Annotated in this window: 21 protein-coding genes; 7 read left to right on the top strand and 14 right to left on the bottom strand. The window is 69.5% G+C overall.

All coding sequences use genetic code 11. The features are described from left to right. Window positions 1-5 precede the first annotated feature (5 nt). The 7 genes from BN948_RS02380 to BN948_RS02350 all read left to right on the top strand — a co-directional run bounded on the left by BN948_RS02380 (window position 6) and on the right by BN948_RS02350 (window position 5,745). Window positions 6-884, top strand: a complete 879-nt coding sequence (locus BN948_RS02380) for an energy transducer TonB (protein WP_009516551.1) — start codon at window positions 6-8, stop codon at window positions 882-884. Next, entirely contained in the window at window positions 884-1,633 is a 750-nt protein-coding gene (gene mtgA, locus BN948_RS02375; protein ID WP_009516550.1) for a monofunctional biosynthetic peptidoglycan transglycosylase, read from the top strand. Before BN948_RS02380 ends, mtgA begins: the two co-directional genes overlap by 1 nt. Beyond that, complete coding sequence (locus tag BN948_RS02370) at window positions 1,630-2,247, top strand: lysophospholipid acyltransferase family protein (RefSeq protein ID WP_009516549.1); 618 nt, start codon at window positions 1,630-1,632, stop codon at window positions 2,245-2,247. The genes mtgA and BN948_RS02370 overlap by 4 nt, the downstream gene beginning before the upstream one ends. Next, on the top strand, window positions 2,247-3,233 hold the full coding sequence (locus BN948_RS02365; RefSeq protein WP_009516548.1) for a phosphatidate cytidylyltransferase: 987 nt from the start codon (window positions 2,247-2,249) through the stop codon (window positions 3,231-3,233). Before BN948_RS02370 ends, BN948_RS02365 begins: the two co-directional genes overlap by 1 nt. A gap of 7 nt (window positions 3,234-3,240) precedes the next feature. After that, window positions 3,241-3,789 (top strand): crossover junction endodeoxyribonuclease RuvC, encoded by a 549-nt coding sequence (ruvC, locus tag BN948_RS02360; RefSeq protein ID WP_009516547.1) that lies wholly within the window; start codon window positions 3,241-3,243, stop codon window positions 3,787-3,789. A gap of 156 nt (window positions 3,790-3,945) precedes the next feature. Next, entirely contained in the window at window positions 3,946-4,857 is a 912-nt protein-coding gene (locus BN948_RS02355; RefSeq protein ID WP_009516546.1) for a TauD/TfdA dioxygenase family protein, read from the top strand. 15 nt (window positions 4,858-4,872) lie between these two features. Next, complete coding sequence (locus BN948_RS02350; RefSeq protein ID WP_009516545.1) at window positions 4,873-5,745, top strand: DMT family transporter; 873 nt, start codon at window positions 4,873-4,875, stop codon at window positions 5,743-5,745. A 62-nt stretch (window positions 5,746-5,807) separates the two neighbouring features. Here BN948_RS02350 and BN948_RS02345 read toward each other — a convergent pair whose 3' ends face one another. The 14 genes from BN948_RS02345 to BN948_RS02280 form a co-directional block, all read right to left on the bottom strand. Beyond that, the gene (locus BN948_RS02345) at window positions 5,808-7,553 is read right to left on the bottom strand and encodes an ATP-dependent DNA ligase (protein ID WP_009516544.1); all 1,746 of its coding nucleotides are present in this window, start codon (window positions 7,551-7,553) and stop codon (window positions 5,808-5,810) included. Continuing rightward, window positions 7,550-8,602 carry a ligase-associated DNA damage response exonuclease gene (locus tag BN948_RS02340; protein ID WP_009516543.1) on the bottom strand — a complete coding sequence of 351 codons (1,053 nt, stop codon included), beginning with the start codon at window positions 8,600-8,602 and terminating at the stop codon, window positions 7,550-7,552. Before BN948_RS02340 ends, BN948_RS02345 begins: the two co-directional genes overlap by 4 nt. Before the next feature lie 30 nt (window positions 8,603-8,632). After that, the gene (gene clsB / locus BN948_RS02335) at window positions 8,633-9,889 is read right to left on the bottom strand and encodes a cardiolipin synthase ClsB (RefSeq protein WP_009516542.1); all 1,257 of its coding nucleotides are present in this window, start codon (window positions 9,887-9,889) and stop codon (window positions 8,633-8,635) included. A gap of 17 nt (window positions 9,890-9,906) precedes the next feature. Then, window positions 9,907-10,647, bottom strand: coding sequence for an endonuclease/exonuclease/phosphatase family protein (locus BN948_RS02330; RefSeq protein ID WP_009516541.1), 741 nt, complete (start codon window positions 10,645-10,647; stop codon window positions 9,907-9,909). 52 nt (window positions 10,648-10,699) lie between these two features. Next, the gene (locus BN948_RS02325; protein ID WP_009516540.1) at window positions 10,700-11,239 is read right to left on the bottom strand and encodes an Ig-like domain-containing protein; all 540 of its coding nucleotides are present in this window, start codon (window positions 11,237-11,239) and stop codon (window positions 10,700-10,702) included. Between the two features lie 101 nt (window positions 11,240-11,340). Then, the gene (nudB, locus tag BN948_RS02320) at window positions 11,341-11,820 is read right to left on the bottom strand and encodes a dihydroneopterin triphosphate diphosphatase (protein WP_009516539.1); all 480 of its coding nucleotides are present in this window, start codon (window positions 11,818-11,820) and stop codon (window positions 11,341-11,343) included. Continuing rightward, on the bottom strand, window positions 11,810-12,115 hold the full coding sequence (locus tag BN948_RS02315; RefSeq protein WP_009516538.1) for a hypothetical protein: 306 nt from the start codon (window positions 12,113-12,115) through the stop codon (window positions 11,810-11,812). Before BN948_RS02315 ends, nudB begins: the two co-directional genes overlap by 11 nt. Next, on the bottom strand, window positions 12,115-12,489 hold the full coding sequence (locus BN948_RS02310; protein ID WP_009516537.1) for a phage holin family protein: 375 nt from the start codon (window positions 12,487-12,489) through the stop codon (window positions 12,115-12,117). Before BN948_RS02310 ends, BN948_RS02315 begins: the two co-directional genes overlap by 1 nt. A gap of 8 nt (window positions 12,490-12,497) precedes the next feature. Continuing rightward, complete coding sequence (locus tag BN948_RS02305; protein ID WP_009516536.1) at window positions 12,498-12,812, bottom strand: ElaB/YgaM/YqjD family protein; 315 nt, start codon at window positions 12,810-12,812, stop codon at window positions 12,498-12,500. 134 nt (window positions 12,813-12,946) lie between these two features. Continuing rightward, entirely contained in the window at window positions 12,947-14,749 is a 1,803-nt protein-coding gene (aspS, locus tag BN948_RS02300; RefSeq protein WP_009516535.1) for an aspartate--tRNA ligase, read from the bottom strand. Between the two features lie 14 nt (window positions 14,750-14,763). Beyond that, window positions 14,764-15,444: a DUF502 domain-containing protein gene (locus tag BN948_RS02295; protein ID WP_009516534.1), complete on the bottom strand. Its 681-nt coding sequence runs from the start codon at window positions 15,442-15,444 to the stop codon at window positions 14,764-14,766. Window positions 15,445-15,454: 10 nt separating this feature from the next. Continuing rightward, on the bottom strand, window positions 15,455-15,820 hold the full coding sequence (locus BN948_RS02290; protein WP_009516533.1) for an FmdB family zinc ribbon protein: 366 nt from the start codon (window positions 15,818-15,820) through the stop codon (window positions 15,455-15,457). Between the two features lie 100 nt (window positions 15,821-15,920). Next, on the bottom strand, window positions 15,921-17,486 hold the full coding sequence (ubiB, locus tag BN948_RS02285) for a ubiquinone biosynthesis regulatory protein kinase UbiB (protein ID WP_009516532.1): 1,566 nt from the start codon (window positions 17,484-17,486) through the stop codon (window positions 15,921-15,923). Continuing rightward, window positions 17,483-18,073 (bottom strand): ubiquinone biosynthesis accessory factor UbiJ, encoded by a 591-nt coding sequence (locus BN948_RS02280; protein ID WP_009516531.1) that lies wholly within the window; start codon window positions 18,071-18,073, stop codon window positions 17,483-17,485. The genes ubiB and BN948_RS02280 overlap by 4 nt, the downstream gene beginning before the upstream one ends. Window positions 18,074-18,099: the final 26 nt, after the last annotated feature.

Here is an 18,099-nt window from a genome sequence, read left to right as displayed (position 1 = left end):
CCCGCGTGAAATCCGCCCGCGTCAAGGCCGTCCAACGACTGAGGAACCTGAGCACGCTGCAGCTCGCGCTGCTCGTCTCGCTCGGCGTGCACGCGGCCCTGCTCGCGGTCCGTTTCGTCGACCCCGAACGCTTCGACCGGGTGTTCAAGGACACGCCGCTCGAGGTGATCCTGGTCAACGCGCGCAGCGACCAACGCCCCGAGAAGGCCCAGGCCATCGCCCAGGCCTCGCTGGCCGGCGGGGGTGATGCCGAGCGCGGGCGCGCCACCTCCCCTCTCCCGCCCGCAGCCACGGCCCGTCTGGGCGACACGCCGGACGAAGAGGTGCGCCGCCTGGAAGCCCTGATGGAGCAGCAGACGCAGTTGCTCGCGCAGGTGCGCCGCGCCCTGGCGACCATGCCGCCGCCCGCCCCGGCGGCCGAGCGCCAGAGCCGCGAGTCCATCGAACGCGAGCAGAAGCGCCAGGCCTTGGTGCGCGTGCTGGCCGAGATCGAAAAACGCATCAACGAGGAAAACGCGCGGCCGCGCAAGCGCTACATCAGCCCCGCCACGCGCGAGGCGGTGTACGCCGTGTACTACGACGGCCTGCGCAGGCGCATCGAGCAGCACGGCACGGCCAACTTCCCCGAATCGGGCGGGCGCAAGCTGTACGGCGAACTCACCATGGTGATCACCGTGAACCACACCGGTCAGGTGCTCGACACCGAGGTCGTGCAGGGCTCGGGCAACCGCCTGCTCGACGGCCGGGCCCGCGCCATCGTGCGCGGCCTGTCCTTCGGCCGCTTCAACGAGGCCATGCGCCGCCAGGCCGACCAGATCGTGGTCGTCTCGCGCTTTCGCTTCACGCGAGAGGACGGCCTGCAGACCCAACTGTCGGGACAGTAGTGGGTCGCGCCTTCGGTCGCTGGCTGCTGTGGTTGGTGCTCGCGGGGCTGGCGCTGCAGCTCTACTTCCTGGCCGGCATCGCGCTCATGGCCGTGCTCGATCCGCACAGCACCGCCTTCCAGCGTTCCGAGGCCTGGCGCGTGGCCACGGCCAGCGCGCGCGGTGAGACCGAGTGGCGCTGGCGCCAGCGCTGGGTGGATGGCGAGCAGATCAGCCCGAACCTGTGGCGCGCGGTGGTGGCCTCCGAAGACGCGGGCTTTTTCGAGCACGGCGGCGTCGACTGGGACGCCATACAGAAAGCCTGGCAAAAGAACGAGCGCCGCCAGGAGCTGGCCGAGCGCCGCGCCGCGCGCAACCCCAACGGCAGCACGCGCGAGCCCAAGGTGGTGGGTGGGTCCACCATCACCCAGCAACTGGCCAAGAACCTGCTGCTCTCGGGCGAGCGCAACCTGCTGCGCAAGGGGCAGGAACTGGTGCTCTCCCTGATGCTCGAGCTGGTGCTCGACAAGCGCCGCATCCTCGAGATCTACCTCAACAGCGTGGAATGGGGCGAGGGCGTGTTCGGCGCCGAGGCCGCCGCGCAGCGCTACTTCAACAAGCCGGCCGCGCGGCTCAACGCGCACGAGGCCGCGCGCCTGGCGGTGATGCTGCCCTCCCCGCGCTTCTTCGAGACGCGCCAGGGCTCGGCCTACCTGGCGCGTCGCACGGGCACCATCGTCGCTCGAATGGGCGACGTGAAACTTCCATGAGGATCGCCGCCACCGCCGTCAGCTACTTCCTGCTGGGCCTGGTGCGCCTGCTCACCGGCGCTCAGGCGCGCTGGTACGGCTGCCCGCCCAAGGCCGAGCAGCGCATCTACTTCGCCAACCACCAGAGCCACGCCGACCTGGTGCTCATCTGGGCGGCACTACCGCAGGAGCTGCGAGGCATCACGCGCCCCATCGCCGCCAAGGACTACTGGACCGCCTCGCCGCTCAAGCGCTGGATCACCACCGAGGTGTTCAACGCCGTCTACGTGGAGCGCGAACGCAAGGGCGACGAGGACCCGCTGGCCCCGCTGATCGCCGCGCTGGACAGCGGCGACTCGCTGATCCTCTTCCCCGAGGGCACGCGCGGCTTCGAGGAAGACCCGCAGCCCTTCAAGAGCGGCCTGTACAACCTGGCCATGAAGTTTCCCGAGGTGGTGCTGGTGCCCACCTGGATCCACAACGTGCAGCGCGTGATGCCCAAGGGCGAGGTGGTGCCCGTGCCGGTGCTGTGCTCGGTGACCTTCGGCGAGCCGGTGAAGGCCGGCGTGGACGAACCGCGCGCCGACTTCCTCGCACGCGCCCGTCTCGCCGTCATGGCCTTGCGAGACATCTGATGACCGGCTTCCTGCGCGGCCTCACATCCGACCAGCAGGTCGGCCTGCTGTTCCTGGTGGTGTTCGGCCTGCTGGCGCTGGTCACGGTGGCGGGTGTCCTGCTCTCGCTGCGCGAGCGCCGCGCGCATGGCGACGACGCGGCCCTGGCCCAGCGCCGCCACGACAACGCGAACCTGCTGCGCGTGTCCTGGATCATGGCCGTGGTGTTCTGGATCGGCTGGGTGATGGGCCCGGGCGCGTCGCTTGCACTCTTCGGCAGCCTCTCCTTCTTCGCGCTGCGCGAGTTCATCAGCCTGTCGCCCACGCGGCGCGGCGACCACCGCAGCCTGGTGCTGGCCTTCTTCGTGGTGCTGCCCGTGCAATACGCGCTCGTGTGGAACGCGCAGTTCAACCTGTTCACGGTGTTCATCCCCGTGTACGTGTTTCTGGCGCTGCCCGTGGTGAGCGCACTGCGCGACGACCCGCAGCGCTTCCTGGAGCGCAACGCCAAGCTGCAGTGGGGCATCATGGTCTGCGTCTACGGCCTGAGCCACGTGCCCGCGCTGATGCTGCTGCAGTTCCCGCGCTGGCTGGGCAACAACGCCTTCCTCGTCTTCTTCCTGGTGCTGGTGGTGCAAACCTGCATGCTGGTGCAGCACCTCACGTCGCGCGGGCGTCAGCGCCCGGTGGCGCCGGGCATCAGCGCGAGCTTTCATTGGCAGAGCTGGGGCTGGGGCCTGCTGGCGGGCGGCCTGCTGGGCGCGCTGCTGGCGGGCTTCACGCCCTTCAAGCCGCTGCCCGCGCTGGCCATGGCCCTGGTGGCCTGCGTGGCAGGCTCCCTGGGCCACCTGGTGATGAAGGCCATCAAGCGCGACCGGGGCGTGACCAACTGGGGCGGCGAGCGCCGCTCGGTCACCGGCGCGGTGGGTCTGCTCGACCGCGTGGACGCGCTGTGCTTCGCCGCGCCGGTGTTCTTCCACTCGGTCCGCTGGACCTTCGGGCTGTGAACCCCTCATGAGAATCCTCGGCATCGACCCCGGCCTGCAGTGCACCGGCTTCGGCGTGATCGACACCGAGGGCCCGCGCCTGCACTACGTGGCCAGCGGCACCATCCAGACCAGCCCGAAAGACGGCGCGCTGCTGCCGGCGCGCCTGAAGGTGCTGTTCGACGGCATCACCGAGGTCACGCGCCGCTACCAGCCCGAGGCGGCGGTGTGCGAGATCGTGTTCGTGAACGTGAACCCGCAGGCCACGCTGCTGTTGGGCCAGGCGCGCGGCGCCTGCCTCACGGCCCTGGTGGCCAACGGGCTGAGCGTGGCCGAGTACACCGCGTTGCAGCTCAAGAAGGCCGTGGCCGGCCACGGCCGCGCCAACAAGGAGCAGATGCAGGAAATGGTGAAGCGCCTGCTGCAACTGCCCGGCCTGCCCGGCAAGGACGCGGCCGACGCGCTGGGCCTGGCGATCACGCACGCGCAGGTGGCGCGCACCACGGCGGCCATCGAACGCGTGGCGCCGCTGCGCGCGCGCACGCACGCGGCGTACAAGGGCGGGCGGAACTACTGAGCGCAGCGCGCGACGCGGCCGGCGTCGTTTGGATTTTCTGACGGTGACAGGTCCTTCGCCCACCAGAACCCGCGGATGCAAGACACTCGCCGCCCGGTGAAAACCCGTTCGCCGGCATCTGGACCGACAGGGCGATGAACCAGTCACAGGGAAGTCATGAAGACAAAACGAATCGGGGGCACGTTCGCCGCCGAAATCGACGATCTGCAGCTCAACGAAGCCTCACTGCAACGCAACCGAGGCGATCTCCATCAGGCCTATCTCGACCACAAAGTCATCGTGCTGCGCGGTCAGGCCATCACCACCGAGGTCTTCGCAGCGTTCGGAACCATCTTCGGCAAGGCCGAGGTGCATCACGTCCGCGCCATGCGGCATCCGCAGATTCCTGCGCTGACCATGCTCTCCAACCAGGCAGAGCCCGGCCGCAATGATGTGATGAAGTACTTTGGTGACGGCTGGCACGCCGACTCGTCGTACAAGCCCGTAACCGCGGCCGCCACCATGCTGTGGGGGATCGAGATTCCCGACGCAGGCGGTGACACGCTCTTCGCGAACGTGGAGGCGGCTTTCCAGGATCTGCCCGATGACGAGAAGACGTTCTTGCGCCAGCTGCGGCTGCGTCACCAATACCGCTGGTCACCCAACAGGGAAGACCCTTGGGCGCGCTGGAAATTCGTCGGCGAAGCAGAGCGGAAGGACACGCCGGAAGTCATCCATCCACTGGTCAAACGCCACCCGGAAACCGGCAAGGAGTCGCTTCACATTGCACCCCGGATCATCGGCTCGGTGATCGGCGTCGAGGGCATGGATGCAGTGGACAGCGACCCCTTGATCGACAGGCTCTTGGCACACGTGACGCGCCCGGCTTACGTGTATCGCCATCGCTGGCGGCCGAACGACATCGTTGTCTGGGACAACCGGAGCCTGCTGCATTCCGCGACGACGAAGGATCTGCCGGCTCACCAAGTCCGGCGAATGCTGCGCATCACCACGACCGGCAGCGCCCTCGTCGGCGTCACGCCCGAGGCCGGGGTGACCACCGTCGTTCCCGGCACCGAGTTCGACTGACTTTCCACACGCACCATGACGAGCGCCCTGTGGATGCTGATGGCTTCAGCGTGCTTCACCTTGATGGCCTTGATCATCAAACAGCAATCGGACCACTTCGGCGTCGGCGACTTGCTGTTTCTGCGCCTGGCGTGCTCGGCGGGATGGGTGTTGCTGCTCCAGCGGCTCATGCGATTCCCCTTGCGCACCACGGCAATCGGACTGCACGCCCGTCGCGCCGCCTTCGGCTGCGTGGCCATGGGAGCCTGGTACCACACCCTGGGGTCGCTGCCCCTGGGGGTGTCGGTCACGCTCAACTACATGTCACCGCTGTTCCTGGGCTTGCTGCTTCACTTGGACAAGGACCGCCGGAGCGCACCCACGACCAGGCAAACGGCCCTGCTCTGCGTCGGGTTCATCGGCGTGCTGCTGATGATGAACCCCTTCGGCACGTCGATGGACATGGGCCACCAGGCAGGGGCCTTCGCCATCGGTGTGCTGGGGGCCTTGTTCGGCGCGATGGCCTTCAAGGACGTGAAGAGCTTGAAAGCGGTTGGCCAGAACGAGTGGCAGATGGTCTTCTACTTCTGCTTGCTGGGCGCTCTGCTCAGCCTGCCGTTCACGCGCGTGCTCCACACCATCACCACCGCCGGCATCGGCGACTTCGCGCTGCTGGCGCTGGCCGGTTGGTTGGGCGCCTGGGGTCAACTGGGTGTATCCAAGGCCTTCGGGCGAGGAGACCCCATGGTCCCCGCGTCGCTGCAGTACACCAGCGTGGTGCTCTCGCTGGCGATCGGTTGGCTGTTGTTTCAGGAACAACTGGGTGCCCAGCGCATGGCGGGCATGGCGGTGGTCGTCGCGGCGGCGATGGGGGCCATCGCCCTGGCCGCGAGAAAGCGCCCCGGCTGAGTTTGCGTCACAAGGTCGGCGCCACAGCTTGGCCGGTGGTCGCGCCCTGCCCTGCAAGCGCCTCAGGCCGACAACAGGGCTTCCAGGTCGGCCAGGGTGTTGGCCTCGTGCAGCGGCTTGTCCTCGCGCACGCGCAGCATGCGCGGGAAGCGCAAGGCCACGCCACTTTTGTGGCGCTTGCTGCGCGCGATGCCTTCGAAGGCCAGTTCCACCACCAGCGTGGGCCGCACGCTGCGCACCGGGCCGAAGTTCTCCAGCGTGGTCTCGCGGATCACCGCGTCCACGGCTCGAAACTCGGCGTCGCTCAGGCCCGAGTAGGCCTTGGTGAAGGAGACGAGTTGCAGGCCCTCGGGGTCGGCCGGGCGGCGCTCGGTGATGGCCTCGACCACGGCCTGGGCCTCGGCCGCGTCGCGCGGCGCGCGGTTCCACACGGCGAAGGTGTAGTCGGTGTAGACCGAGGCGCGCCGCCCGTGGCCGGCCTGGGCGTAGATCAGCACGCCGTCCACGGTGAGCGGGTCGATCTTCCACTTCCACCAGGCCAGGCGCTCGCCGGCCTCGCCCGATCGCTTCACGCGGCCCGTGCCGTAGGCGCTGTCGCGGTGCTTGAGCATCAGGCCCTCGACACCGAGTTCGCGCGAGCGCGCGCGCCGCTCGGCCAGCGTCGCCCAGTCGGGCGCCGTCAACAGCGGTGAGCACGGCAAGGGCGGCACGCAGGCACCCGCCAGGGCCTCCAGCGCGGCGCGGCGCGCGTGCTGGGGCTGTGCGCGCAGGTCCTGGCCGCCCTGCTCCAGCAGGTCGTAGGCGATGAAGCCCGCGGGCGCTTCAGCCAGCACACGCGCGCTGAGCGTCTTGCGGCCGATGCGCTGCTGCAGCGTCGCGAAGGGCCCGGGCCGGCCCAGGGTCTCGCTGCCCGGCAGCGGCGCGGCCAGCGCGTCCCAGGCCACGATCTCGCCATCGACCACGGTGCCGTCGGGCCAGGCGGCGGCCAGGCGCTCCAGTTCGGGGAAACGGTCGGTCATCAGCTCCTCGCCGCGCGACCACACCCACACGCGGCCCGCGCGCTGGACGATCTGGCCGCGAATGCCGTCGAACTTCCATTCCGCGAGCCAGTCGCTGGCCGGGCCGAGCGAGGCCTCGTCCGGCTCGCTGGCCAAGGCCTGCGCGAGAAAGAAGGGATAGGGCTGGCTCGGGTCCCGCGCGGCAGCCTCGCCATCGGCCGGTGCCACGATGGCGCGCCAGGCGTCAGCCGTGGGTTCGCGCTTGCCGTCGGTGTAGCCCATCATGCGCGCGGCCACCAGTTTGGGATCCAGGCCCGCGAACTCGGCCGCGGCGCGCTGCACCAGCAGCTTGCTCACGCCCACGCGAAAGCCCCCGCCCACCAGCTTGACGAAGAGGAAGCGGCCCAGGCTGTCGAGCTCGGCCCAGCAATCGCGCACGGCCAAGGCCACGGTGCCCTCGTCGGCGCCGCGCAGCGGCAGCAGGCGCTCGGTCATCCAGGCGTGCAGGCCCCGCGCACCGCCACCATCGGCCGGCGCAGGCAGCACCAGGGCGATGGTTTCGGCCAGATCGCCCACGGCCTGGTAGCTTTCTTCGAACAGCCACTCGGGCAGGCCCGAAGCCTGCAGTGCCAGCGCGCGCAATTGCGCGGTGCGGACGAGCTGGCGCGGCTTGCCACCGGCCAGGAAGTACATCGCCCAGGCCGCGTCCTCGTCGGGCGCCTCGCGCAGGTAGCGCACCAGCGCGGCCACCTTGGCGTGGGTGGAGGTGCTCGCGTCGAGTTCGGCGAACAAGGCACCGAAGCGCTTCATGCGGCCGGCGCCGCGCTGGCCACGGCCTCCTGGTCGTCGTCGCCGCTGCCTTCGCCGCCATACTCGGTCTTGAAGCCCTCGGCCTGCAGGCCCTGCTCCTGCAGGTAGCGCACCAGCGTGGGCACGCTGCCGTGGGTGACGATCACGCGCTGGGCACCGGTGGCGCCGATGGCCGAGAGCAGGCCCGGCCAGTCGGCGTGGTCGCTGATGACGAAGCCACGGTCGTGCCCCATGCGGCGGCGCCAGCCACGGATCTGCATCCAGCCGCTGGCGAAGGCGTCGCTGATGTCGCCGAAGCGGCGCATCCAGGGCGAAGACAGCGCCTGACCCGGGCACAGCACCAATGCGCGGCGCAGGTCGGCCTTGTCCTGCACCTCGTCCACGGCCAGGGTGGGCGGCAGGTCGATACCGGCCGCACGGTAGGCGCGGTTGAGCGGCTCCACCGCGCCGTGGCAGACGATGGGGCCGATGGACGGGTCCACGCCGCCGAGCAGGCGCTGGGCCTTGCCCAGGCTGTAGCAGCACAGCACGCTCGCGCGCCCGGCGGCCGCGTTGTCGGCCCACCAGCGGTTGACTTCGGCGAACAGCTCGTGATCGGGCCGCCAGCGGTAGATGGGCAAGCCGAAGGTGGATTCGGTGATGAAGGTGTCGCAGCGCACCGGCTCGAAGGGCGCGCAGGTGCGGTCCGGCACGGCGCCTGCGGGCGTGGGGCGGTAGTCGCCGCTGGCGACCCAGACGCGGCCCTGATGTTCCACGCGCACCTGGGCGGAGCCCAGCACGTGGCCGGCCGGGTGCAGGCTGATGCGCACGCCGTTGTGCGTGATGGTTTCGCCGTAGTCCAGCGTCTGCAGGTTGATGCCTTCGCCCAGCCTGGCGCGCAGCAGGCCGGCACCGGGCGTGGCCGCCAAGTAGTGCGCGTGGCCGATGCGTGCGTGGTCGGCGTGCGCGTGCGTGATCACCGAGCGGTCCACGCGGCGCCAGGGGTCGATGTAGAAGTCGCCGGGCGGGCAGTAGAGGCCCTGTGGGCGCTGGACGATCAGGTCCTGCATTTCAACGACGTGAGGGCGACCCGACCGGCCTCAATACCTGTGGCCGGTAAGGAAAAGTACGGTGCGCATCACGCCGAAGGCGATGCGGTCCAGGATGCGCTCGCCCCAGGGTCGGCTGTTCAGCGCGTGTGCCTCCATGCGGTTGCTGCGGTGGCAGACGATGTCGTCCAGGTGCTCGCGCAACAGCGCGGCGAAACGCCGGTCGGTGGTCGTCACGTTGGCCTCGCGCGCCAGCAGCATGGACAGAGGGTCGAGGTTGGTGGAGCCCACCGTGGCCCAGCGCTCGTCCACCACCGCCACCTTGGCGTGCAGCGCGCTCGGCGCGTACTCGCAGATTTCCATGCCCGCGTTGACCAGGCGCTTGAGCACCGGCCGCGCGGCGCGGTACTGCAGAAAGTGTTCGTAGCGCCCCTGCAGCAGCAGGCGCACGCGCACGCCGCGCTGCACGGCCATCAACAGGGCCTTGCGCAGCTTGCGCCCAGGGATGAAGTAGGCGTTGACGATCAGGACCTCGTGGCGCGCCTCACCGATGGCCTTGAGGTAGGAGCGTTCGATGTCGTGGCGGTGCGCGACGTTGTCGCGCAGCAGCAGCGCGGCGCGCGCGTCGTCCACGCCCATCAGGGTGCTGCCTTCCTCGTCGCTCGCGCCCGCGAGGCCGCGCGCCCGGTGACCCAGCTTGCGCAGGAGCCTGGAGAAGTCGCCCCGACCGGAGCCACTCGATCCCCGCAAGGCCTGCCAGGCCGCCGCGAACTCCCGCTGGCGGGCCGCGCGCGCGGCCTTCAGGCGCCACCACAGTTGCTCCATGGTCTCGGTCATGTCCTGCACCAGCGGGCCGGCCACGCGCAGCGAGTAGTCCAGGCGCGGCTCGTCGAGCCGGCCCAGGGCCACGTCGTCGCGGTCGTCGATGATGTTCACGCCGCCGCAGAAACCCACCGTGCCGTCCACCACGCAGAGCTTGCGGTGCAGCCGGCGCCACAGCCGGGGAAACAGCAGGCCGAAGCGGCCGAGCGGCGAGTAGATGCGCCACTGCACGCCCGCCGCGTCGAAGCGCTGGCGCCACTCCTGCGGCATCACGGGCGTGCCCACGCCGTCGACCACCAGTCGAACCTCCACGCCGCGGCGCGCGGTGCGCTCCAGTGCCTCGGCCACGCCCAGGGCCGAACCCGCGAACTCGAAGATGTAGGTCTCCAGGTGCACCACCTGGCGCGCCGCGTCCATCGCTTCGATGAGCGCGGGGAACAACTCGTCACCGCCCACCAGCAGCACCAACTGGTGCCCGGGCTTCATGGTCGCGTGCAGGCGTCTCACGTCAGTTCAAGGTCCGCGATCAGCGGCAGGTGGTCGGACATGCGGCGCCAGGCGCGCCCGTGCGGCACGTGGGCGGAGACGGGGCGCAGGCCACGGAAGAAGATGCGGTCCAGGTGAAGCAGCGGCAGGCGCGCCGGAAAAGTGGGCAGGCGGATGCCCTCGAAGGTGTGCAGGTCGAGCGCGGCCATGGGCTTGAGCAGTTGCGCGCTCCAGTCGTTGAAGTCTCCCGCCACCACCACCGGCGCGCCGGCAGGCACCTCGCGCGCGATGAACTCGCCCAGACGCGCGACCTGGCGCTCGCGGCTGGCGTGCACCAGGCCCAGGTGCACCACCACCACGTGCAGCTCCACGCCGTCCACCAGCAGGTGCACGTGCAGCAGGCCGCGCTGCTCGAAGCGGTGGTCGGACATATCGGAGTGCCCGACGCCCACCACCGGCCAGCGCGACAGCAGCGCATTGCCGTGCTCGCCGTGTTTCGTGATGGCGTTGCTGCGGTAGACGGCCTCGTAGCCCTCGGGGGAGAGGTATCCGGCCTGGTCCATCTCGGGCCAGCGGGTGAAATAACGCTCGAGCTTGCGGTGGTGGCTGCGCACCTCCTGCAGGCAGACGATGTCGGCGTCGAACTGCTCGACGGCGTGCACGAGGTTGTGGATCTCGAGCCGGCGCGCCGGGCCCAGGCCCTGCACGCCCTTGTGGATGTTGTAGGTCGCCACGCGCACCATGCTCATGGCGCGCATGATCGCACGCGCCGCACACCCGGCGCCGATGGCCGGGATGGCGAACCGGCCCTCAGTGTCGGGTGGCGCGCAGGTGAACGGCCACGTGCACGACCACGACCTCGCCTGAGGCATCGGTGGCCGGGTAGGCGAAGGTCTCGCTGCCGACGAAGTGCGCGCAGGGCGCGTAGGCGAAACCACCCGCCCCGAAGAGCCGCAGGCCGCCGGCAAGTGACTGGCCCACGCGCAGCCAGGGGCGGGGCAAGGCTGCTCCCGCCGCGGTGTCCACCACCACCAAGGCGTCGCCCGTGAGCAGGTCGTCGGCCGCCTGCACGCCCACGCGCAAATCCACACGGCGGCGCCCACCGCCAGCGAGTTTGACGTCGAACAGCAGGTGCTGCCAGCCCGCCTTGCCCAGGTCGGGCAGGAAGCGGAACTCGCCCCCGGGTGGCAGGCTCAGACGGCCGGCCGGTTGGCTTCGCTGGGTGTGCGCGGGCGACGTCGAGGCACCACAGAGGCGCCGCATGAGGCGAAGGAGCGTGGCGGGCTGGATGGCGCGCACACGTGGTGCGTGCAGGGCCCGCGCGGCGGGCGATCGATCGGAGCGAGACATGGTGGTGGGTGAAGCGCGAGGCGCGGCAGCATCCGTGCCTGCGGCCCCGGCCCATCCGCACGCGCGCCGGACGCCCCTCCACGCGGCCGGACGGCATGGCCCTACTGCCTCGGCATCCCGCCAAGCCGAGGCAGCCAGGCGATGGCTTCGGCATTGGACGGTGAGAAGCAGCGCTCCACCGCGTCGCGCCAAGGCAACCACACCTGGTCGCGGTGCTCGCGTGGTTCCAGTCGCACCGGCACCGGGCGCGGCACACACAGGCCAAACACGCGCTCGGTGTTGTGCGTGACCCCCGGCGCGTAGCGGTGGCGCCACTGGGGGTAGATCTCGTAGACGTTCTCCAGGCCCCAGTCGCGCAGGGCGTGGTCCGAGGCCCCGGCGTCGAGACCGGTTTCCTCCTGCACCTCGCGCGCGGCGGTGCGCTCGAAGGGCTCGTCGAACGTGTCCTTGGAGCCGGTGACCGACTGCCAGAAGCCTGGCGCATCGGCGCGCTCGATCAGCAGCACCTCGAGTGCGGGGGTGTGAATGACCACCAGCACCGACTGCGGGACCTTGAAGGCCCGCGCGGGCTCAGCGCCCACGGCGGGTCGACGCAAAGCGCTGCCACAGGCGCCACACGGACAGCAGCCGCAGGGGCAGCGACACCAGGCGGCTGGGCCGACGCGCCAGCCACAGCCCGACCAGGCCGGCGACGGGCACGGTCAACTGGGGTGGCCAGGCGCGCAGCCAGTGCCAGGCGTCCTGCACCCGGTCGGCCCAACCGAACATGGGTCTCAGCGATTCGGCCTGCACGCCCGCTCGAACGCGCAGGGCGCGCGAACGCCGCCGCAGGCTCAGGTGCCGCTGCCTCAACTGCTCGGCGCGCGGCAGTCCCATCACGGCTCCAGGGCTTCGCGGTCCTGCCGCAACTCGTCGATGCTGGCCGAAAACAGGCGCGAGCCACGCAGCACGCGCGCGCGCGCCTGCCAGATGGCCACCAGGCCGATCAGCAGGAACACCCCGGTGAAGCCGGCCAATGCGGCCAGGCGGTGCTCATCCCACAAGGCCACGGTGATCAGAATGGCCAGGAAACAGACGCCGAGCGCCAGGCACACCAGCGCGATGACCCCGTAGGCCACCAAGCCGGCGATGCGCAGGACCTCTTCCTGGGCCTCGACGCTGAACAGCTCGAGACGGACCTGGGCCAGCTCGACGAGCGTGGCGGCCAGACCGCGCACGGAGGCCGAGAGGCGCTGGGCGGACGGCTCCATGGCCGGGTTCAGCGACGCGCGATGAGCATGCCGATGAGCAGGCCCACGCCCGCGGCGGTGCCGATGGCCTGCCAGGGGTGCTCGTGCACGTACTCGTCGGTCGCGCGCGCGGCTTCCTTGGTGCGGGCCGCCACGTTCTCCTCGATGTCGCCGAGCTTGTGCCGGGCGGCGATGAGGTTCTCGCGGATGCGCTCGCGCATCTCGATGACCTTGCCCTCGGTTTCGTTCGCGGTAGCGTGCAGCAACTCTTCAGCGTCGGTGATGACGCGCTGCAGGTCGCGCACGAGCTTTTTCTTGCTGGTTTCGGTGGTGGCGTCGGCCATGGCGGGACTCCTTTCCGGGACAGTGAGGGGAACGATCGATCGCGGGGATCAACAGTGCGACTGTCGAAGGATACGCAGGTTCCAACGAAAAAGGCGCCCGAAGGCGCCTTTTGAGGCCTTGTCCTACAGCGATCTCACGCGTTCTTGACGGCGTCGGGGTTGCGCAGGCGGATGTGCAGCTCGCGCAGCTGTTTCTCGTCAACCGGGCTGGGTGCCTGCGTGAGCAGGCACTGCGCGCGCTGGGTCTTGGGAAAGGCGATCACGTCGCGGATGGACTCTGCGCCGGTCATGAGCGTGACGATGCGGTCCAGGCCGAAGGCCAGGCCGCCGTGCGGCGGTGCGCCGTACTGCAGCGCGTCAAGCAGGAAGCCGAACTTCAGGCGCTGCTCCTCGGGGCCGATCTTGAGTGCATCGAACACCTTGGCCTGCACGTCGGCGCGGTGGATGCGCACCGAGCCGCCACCGATCTCCCAGCCGTTGAGCACCATGTCGTACCCCTTGGCGATGCAGCGGCCCGGGTCGCTGACCATGAAGTCCTCGTGGCCGTCCTTGGGCGCGGTGAAGGGGTGGTGCACCGCGGTCCAGCGGTCCTCCTCGTCGTCGTGCTCGAACATGGGGAAGTCCACCACCCACATCGGGGCCCAGCGGTCTTCGAACAGGCCGTTCTTCTTGCCCAGTTCGCTGTGGCCGATCTTGATGCGCAGGTTGCCGATGGCGTCGTTGACGACCTTGGCCTTGTCGGCGCCGAAGAAGAGGATGTCGCCGTTCTGCGCGCCGCTGCGCTGCAGGATGGCGGTGAGCGCGGCGTCGTGGATGTTCTTGACGATGGGGCTCTGCAGGCCGTCGCGCCCTTTGGTGACGTCGTTCACCTTGATCCAGGCCAGGCCCTTGGCGCCGTAGATCTTGACGAACTCCGTGTAGGCGTCGATCTCGCTGCGGCTCATCTCGCCGCCGCCCGGCACGCGCAGGGCCACCACGCGGCCGTTGGCCATCTGCGCGGGCGCGCTGAAGACCTTGAAGTCCACGTCGGCCATCACGTCGGTAAGTTCGGTGAATTCCATGGTGACGCGCAGGTCGGGCTTGTCGGAGCCGAAGCGGTGCATGGCCTCGCTGTAGGGCATGACGGGGAAGTCGCCCAGGTCCACGCCCAGCGTGTTCTGGAACACCGTCTTGATCATGCCCTGGAACATGTCGCGGATGTCCTGCTCGGTCAGGAACGAGGTCTCGATATCGATCTGCGTGAATTCGGGCTGGCGGTCGGCGCGCAGGTCCTCGTCGCGGAAGCACTTGGTGATCTGGTAGTAGCGGTCGAAGCCGGCCACCATCAGCAGCTGCTTGAAGAGCTGGGGCGACTGCGGCAGCGCGAAGAACATGCCGTCGTGCACACGGCTGGGCACCAGATAGTCGCGCGCGCCCTCGGGGGTGCTCTTGGTGAGCATGGGCGTCTCGATGTCGATGAAGCCGTTGGCGTCAAGGAACTTGCGCACCTCCATGGCGACGCGGTAGCGCAACATGAGGTTGCGCTGCATGTAGGGGCGGCGCAGGTCGAGCACGCGGTGGGTGAGGCGCGTGGTTTCCGACAGGTTGTCGTCGTCGAGCTGGAACGGCGGCGTGACCGAGGGGTTGAGCACCTTCAGCTCGTGGCACAGCACCTCGATCTTGCCGCTCTTGATGGTGTCGTTGGTGGTGCCTTCGGGGCGCGCGCGCACCAGCCCGACCACCTGCACGCAGAACTCGTTGCGCACGTCTTCGGCGGTCTTGAACATGTCGGCGCGGTCGGGGTCGCACACCACCTGCACGGTGCCTTCGCGGTCGCGCAGGTCGATGAAGATGACGCCGCCGTGGTCGCGTCGGCGGTTCACCCAGCCCGAGAGCGTGACGGTCTGGCCCATCAGGGCTTCGGTCACCAGACCGCAGTAGTGGCTTCGCATGGACATGGGGTGCTTCTTTCTCAGGGTTGCGTCTCGGTCGCCGAATCGGCCGCGAGCTGGATCTTGGGGTTGCGGGAGCCACCGGGCACGATGACGCCCATGGACACGATGTAGGTGAGGGCTTCGTCCACGCTCATGGCCAGCTCCACGCAGTCGCGCGCGCGCAGCAGCACGAAGTAGCCGCCCGTGGGGTTGGGGGTGGTGGGCACGTAGACGCTGAGGAACTCGTCCTCGGGCGTGGCACTGCCGGGGCGGGCCTGAAGCTGGTCGAGCAGGTCGCCCTGCGGTGAGCCGGTGAGGAAGGCGATGGTCCACATGCCCTCGTGCGGCCACTGCACCAGCAGCGCCTTGCGAAAGGCGTTGCCCTTCTCGGAGAACAGGGTGTCGGACACCTGCTTCACGCCCGAGTAGATGGAGCGCACCACCGGGATGCGGTGCAGCAGCGCGTGCCACCAGTGCACCAGCTTGTTGCCGATGATGTTGGAGGCCAGCGCGCCGATGGACAGCACGATGACCAGCGCGAAGAGCACACCCAGCCCGGGCACGTGAACGCCCAGCCAGGCGTCGGGGCGCCAGGACGTGGGCAGGATGTTCAGGGTCTGGTCGAGCGTGCCGACCACCCAGTCGAGCACCCAGAGGGTGACGATGAGCGGCACCAGGACCAGAAGGCCCGCGAACAGCCACTTGCGCAGGGCGGTCATGTGGGGCCGATCAGGCGCTGGGGGCCGACGGCGCGGACGGCGCCGGCGCCGGCGCGGGTGCTGGCGCGGGCGCCGCTTCGGCCTTGGCTGCGGTGGCCGGCGTGGCACTGGCCGCGCCGTCGGCCGGCTTGCCGTCGCCGGGCTTGCTCTCGCCCGGAGCGGCCGCCACGCCTGAATTGGCACCCGCGCCGTCGCCGCCACGGAAGTCGGTCACGTACCAGCCGGAGCCCTTGAGCTGAAAGCCAGCGGCGGTGAGCTGTTTGCGGAAGGCGTCGGCACCGCAGGCCGGGCACACGGTCAAGGGGGCGTCGGAGATTTTCTGCAGCACGTCCTTGGCATGGCCACAGGACTCGCACTTGTAGGCGTAGATGGGCATATGGCGGGGAAAGTGGGTGAAGGACGCGCCCGCCTGATGCGGGCGGACAAAGCCCGCGATTATAAATTCCGGGGGTATTCCCCGGCGCGGGCCAAGCGGCTCACCACAGCCGCACGCGCAGCAGCACCTGGGTGACGATCAGGCCCAGTGCGAAGCCGATGCCGCCGTAGATGATGCCCTGCAGCAGGCGGTTAGTGCGGCGCTGCTCGGCCAGCAGCACATCGAGCTCCTTGCGCAGCTCGTGCGGGCGGTGGCGCAGGTAGTCGTGCAGCAGGCGCGGCAGGGCGGGCAACAGCTTGGCGTATTGCGGTGCCTCGGCCTTGAGCTGGGCCAGCAGCTTCTGCGGCCCGAGCTGCTCCAGCATCCACTTCTCCAGGAAGGGCTTGGCGGTGGCCCAGAGGTCCAGTTCGGGGTCGAGCTCGCGGCCCAGGCCCTCGATGTTGAGCAGGGTTTTCTGCAGCAGCACCAGCTGGGGCTGGATCTCGACCTGAAAGCGGCGCGAGGTCTGGAACAGGCGCATGAGCACCATGCCGAGCGAGATTTCCTTCAGCGGGCGGTCGAAGTACGGCTCGCAGACCGCACGGATCGCGGATTCGAGTTCGTCCACGCGCGTCTCGGGCGGGACCCAGCCCGACTCGATGTGCAGCTCGGCCACGCGCCGGTAGTCGCGCCGGAAGAAGGCCGTGAAGTTCTGCGCCAGGTACTCCTTGTCGTGCTCCGTGAGGGTGCCGACGATGCCGAAGTCGAGCGAGATGTAGCGGCCGAAGGTGGCGGGCGCGACGCTGACCTGGATGTTGCCCGGGTGCATGTCGGCGTGGAAGAAGCCGTCGCGGAACACCTGGGTGAAGAAGATGGTGACGCCGTCGCGCGCCAGGCGCGGGATGTCCACGCCCAGGCGGCGCAGCTCGTTGGTGCGGTTGATGGGCACGCCATGCATGCGCTCCATCACCATCACGTCGTTGCGGCACCAGTCCCACAGCATCTCGGGAATGAGCACGAGATCGAGCCCGGCCATGTTGCGGCGCAGTTGCGCGGCGTTGGAGGCCTCGCGCAGCAGGTCGAGTTCGTCGTGGAGGTACTTGTCGAACTCGGCCACCACCTCGCGCGGCTTCAGGCGCTTGCCATCGGCCGACAGGCGCTCGACCCATCCGGCCATCAGGCGCATGAGGGCCAGGTCTTTCTCGATGACTGGCAGCATGTTCGGCCGCAGCACCTTGACCGCGACCTCGCGCCCGGCGTCGCGCCCGCCGCGCAGGGTGGCAAAGTGCACCTGGGCGATGGAGGCGCTGGCCACGGGCACGCGCTCGAAGTGGCTGAACACGTCATCGACCCGGCGGCCGAAAGCCCGCTCGATGGTGGCGATGGCGATCTCGCTGGGGAACGGTGGCACGCGGTCCTGCAGGCGCGCCAGTTCGTCGGCGATGTCGGGCGGCAGCAGGTCGCGTCGGGTAGACAGCACCTGGCCGAACTTCACGAAGATGGGCCCCAGGCGCTCGAGCGCCTCGCGCAGGCGCTGGCCGCGCGGGTTGTCGAGGTGGCGGCCGGTGGAAACGATGCGGGTGAGCCGACGGATCCAGGGATGGTCGAAGCTGGAGAGCACAAGCTCGTCCAGCCCGTACCGCAGCACGACCCAGACGATGAAGCAGCCGCGCAGGACGCGTCTCATTGGCCCGCGCCCCCGCCGGTGCCGGGCGGGCGGGGCATGCGGGCGGCGAAGCCCTTGATCGCTTGCGCCGCCTGCCGCGCGAACCCGACGAGGGTGTGCGCCGCCGCGTCGCCGATCAGGCGCGAGAGGTCTTCCTCCAGGTCCCAACGCACGTTGTCCACGAGCCAGGCCACTTCGGCGGCGAACTGCACGTCGCCCTGGATGTCCACCGCGGGTTTTTCACCCGACAGCACGCGCCGAGCAAGCTCGGCGGGCGAGGCCTGGGTGAGGCTGACAGTGAGCTCGGGCGGGTGCTGCACGGGGTCGACACGCTCCAGCAGGCCGGCGCGCGTGGGCGCCACGCAGAGGTGGAAGTCGCCCCACTGCACACGCAGCGGTTTGCCGGCCTGGCGGCGCAGCCGCTCGGTGGCGGCGGGCTCCTGCTGGAGCACGTGGTTGAGGAAAAGCACCAGCTTGTTCTGCAACTCGTCGATCACCCAGCCGGGCGGTCGCAGCAGTTGCAGGATCGATCGCAGCGGATCGTTGGGCGCGCCGGTGGGGCCACCGGGCTCGGCGCCAGAAGTGGAATCGGGTGGTACATGGGACATGACCACCCGATTCTGACGGATAAGCC

The organism is Hydrogenophaga intermedia, assembly GCF_000723405.1.
Classification (GTDB): domain Bacteria; phylum Pseudomonadota; class Gammaproteobacteria; order Burkholderiales; family Burkholderiaceae_C; genus Hydrogenophaga; species Hydrogenophaga intermedia.
Note: the sequence above shows the minus strand (reverse complement) of the source record. Positions and strands in the feature narration are given on the sequence as shown.

Bases quoted from the DNA above. Each gene is read 5' to 3' on its own strand.
- BN948_RS02330 (WP_009516541.1), bottom strand. From the start codon at position 10,647: ATGCGCGCCATGAGCATGGTGCGCGTGGCGACCTACAACATCCACAAG.
- BN948_RS02365 (WP_009516548.1), top strand. From the start codon at position 2,247: ATGACCGGCTTCCTGCGCGGCCTCACATCCGACCAGCAGGTCGGCCTG.
- BN948_RS02295 (WP_009516534.1), bottom strand. From the start codon at position 15,444: ATGACCGCCCTGCGCAAGTGGCTGTTCGCGGGCCTTCTGGTCCTGGTG.
- BN948_RS02350 (WP_009516545.1), top strand. From the start codon at position 4,873: ATGACGAGCGCCCTGTGGATGCTGATGGCTTCAGCGTGCTTCACCTTG.
- ruvC (WP_009516547.1), top strand. From the start codon at position 3,241: ATGAGAATCCTCGGCATCGACCCCGGCCTGCAGTGCACCGGCTTCGGC.
- BN948_RS02290 (WP_009516533.1), bottom strand. From the start codon at position 15,820: ATGCCCATCTACGCCTACAAGTGCGAGTCCTGTGGCCATGCCAAGGAC.
- BN948_RS02355 (WP_009516546.1), top strand. From the start codon at position 3,946: ATGAAGACAAAACGAATCGGGGGCACGTTCGCCGCCGAAATCGACGAT.
- BN948_RS02370 (WP_009516549.1), top strand. From the start codon at position 1,630: ATGAGGATCGCCGCCACCGCCGTCAGCTACTTCCTGCTGGGCCTGGTG.
- BN948_RS02345 (WP_009516544.1), bottom strand. From the start codon at position 7,553: ATGAAGCGCTTCGGTGCCTTGTTCGCCGAACTCGACGCGAGCACCTCC.
- BN948_RS02310 (WP_009516537.1), bottom strand. From the start codon at position 12,489: ATGGAGCCGTCCGCCCAGCGCCTCTCGGCCTCCGTGCGCGGTCTGGCC.
- BN948_RS02305 (WP_009516536.1), bottom strand. From the start codon at position 12,812: ATGGCCGACGCCACCACCGAAACCAGCAAGAAAAAGCTCGTGCGCGAC.
- BN948_RS02340 (WP_009516543.1), bottom strand. From the start codon at position 8,602: ATGCAGGACCTGATCGTCCAGCGCCCACAGGGCCTCTACTGCCCGCCC.
- ubiB (WP_009516532.1), bottom strand. From the start codon at position 17,486: ATGAGACGCGTCCTGCGCGGCTGCTTCATCGTCTGGGTCGTGCTGCGG.
- BN948_RS02280 (WP_009516531.1), bottom strand. From the start codon at position 18,073: ATGTCCCATGTACCACCCGATTCCACTTCTGGCGCCGAGCCCGGTGGC.
- BN948_RS02325 (WP_009516540.1), bottom strand. From the start codon at position 11,239: ATGTCTCGCTCCGATCGATCGCCCGCCGCGCGGGCCCTGCACGCACCA.
- aspS (WP_009516535.1), bottom strand. From the start codon at position 14,749: ATGTCCATGCGAAGCCACTACTGCGGTCTGGTGACCGAAGCCCTGATG.
- clsB (WP_009516542.1), bottom strand. From the start codon at position 9,889: ATGAAGCCCGGGCACCAGTTGGTGCTGCTGGTGGGCGGTGACGAGTTG.
- BN948_RS02315 (WP_009516538.1), bottom strand. From the start codon at position 12,115: ATGGGACTGCCGCGCGCCGAGCAGTTGAGGCAGCGGCACCTGAGCCTG.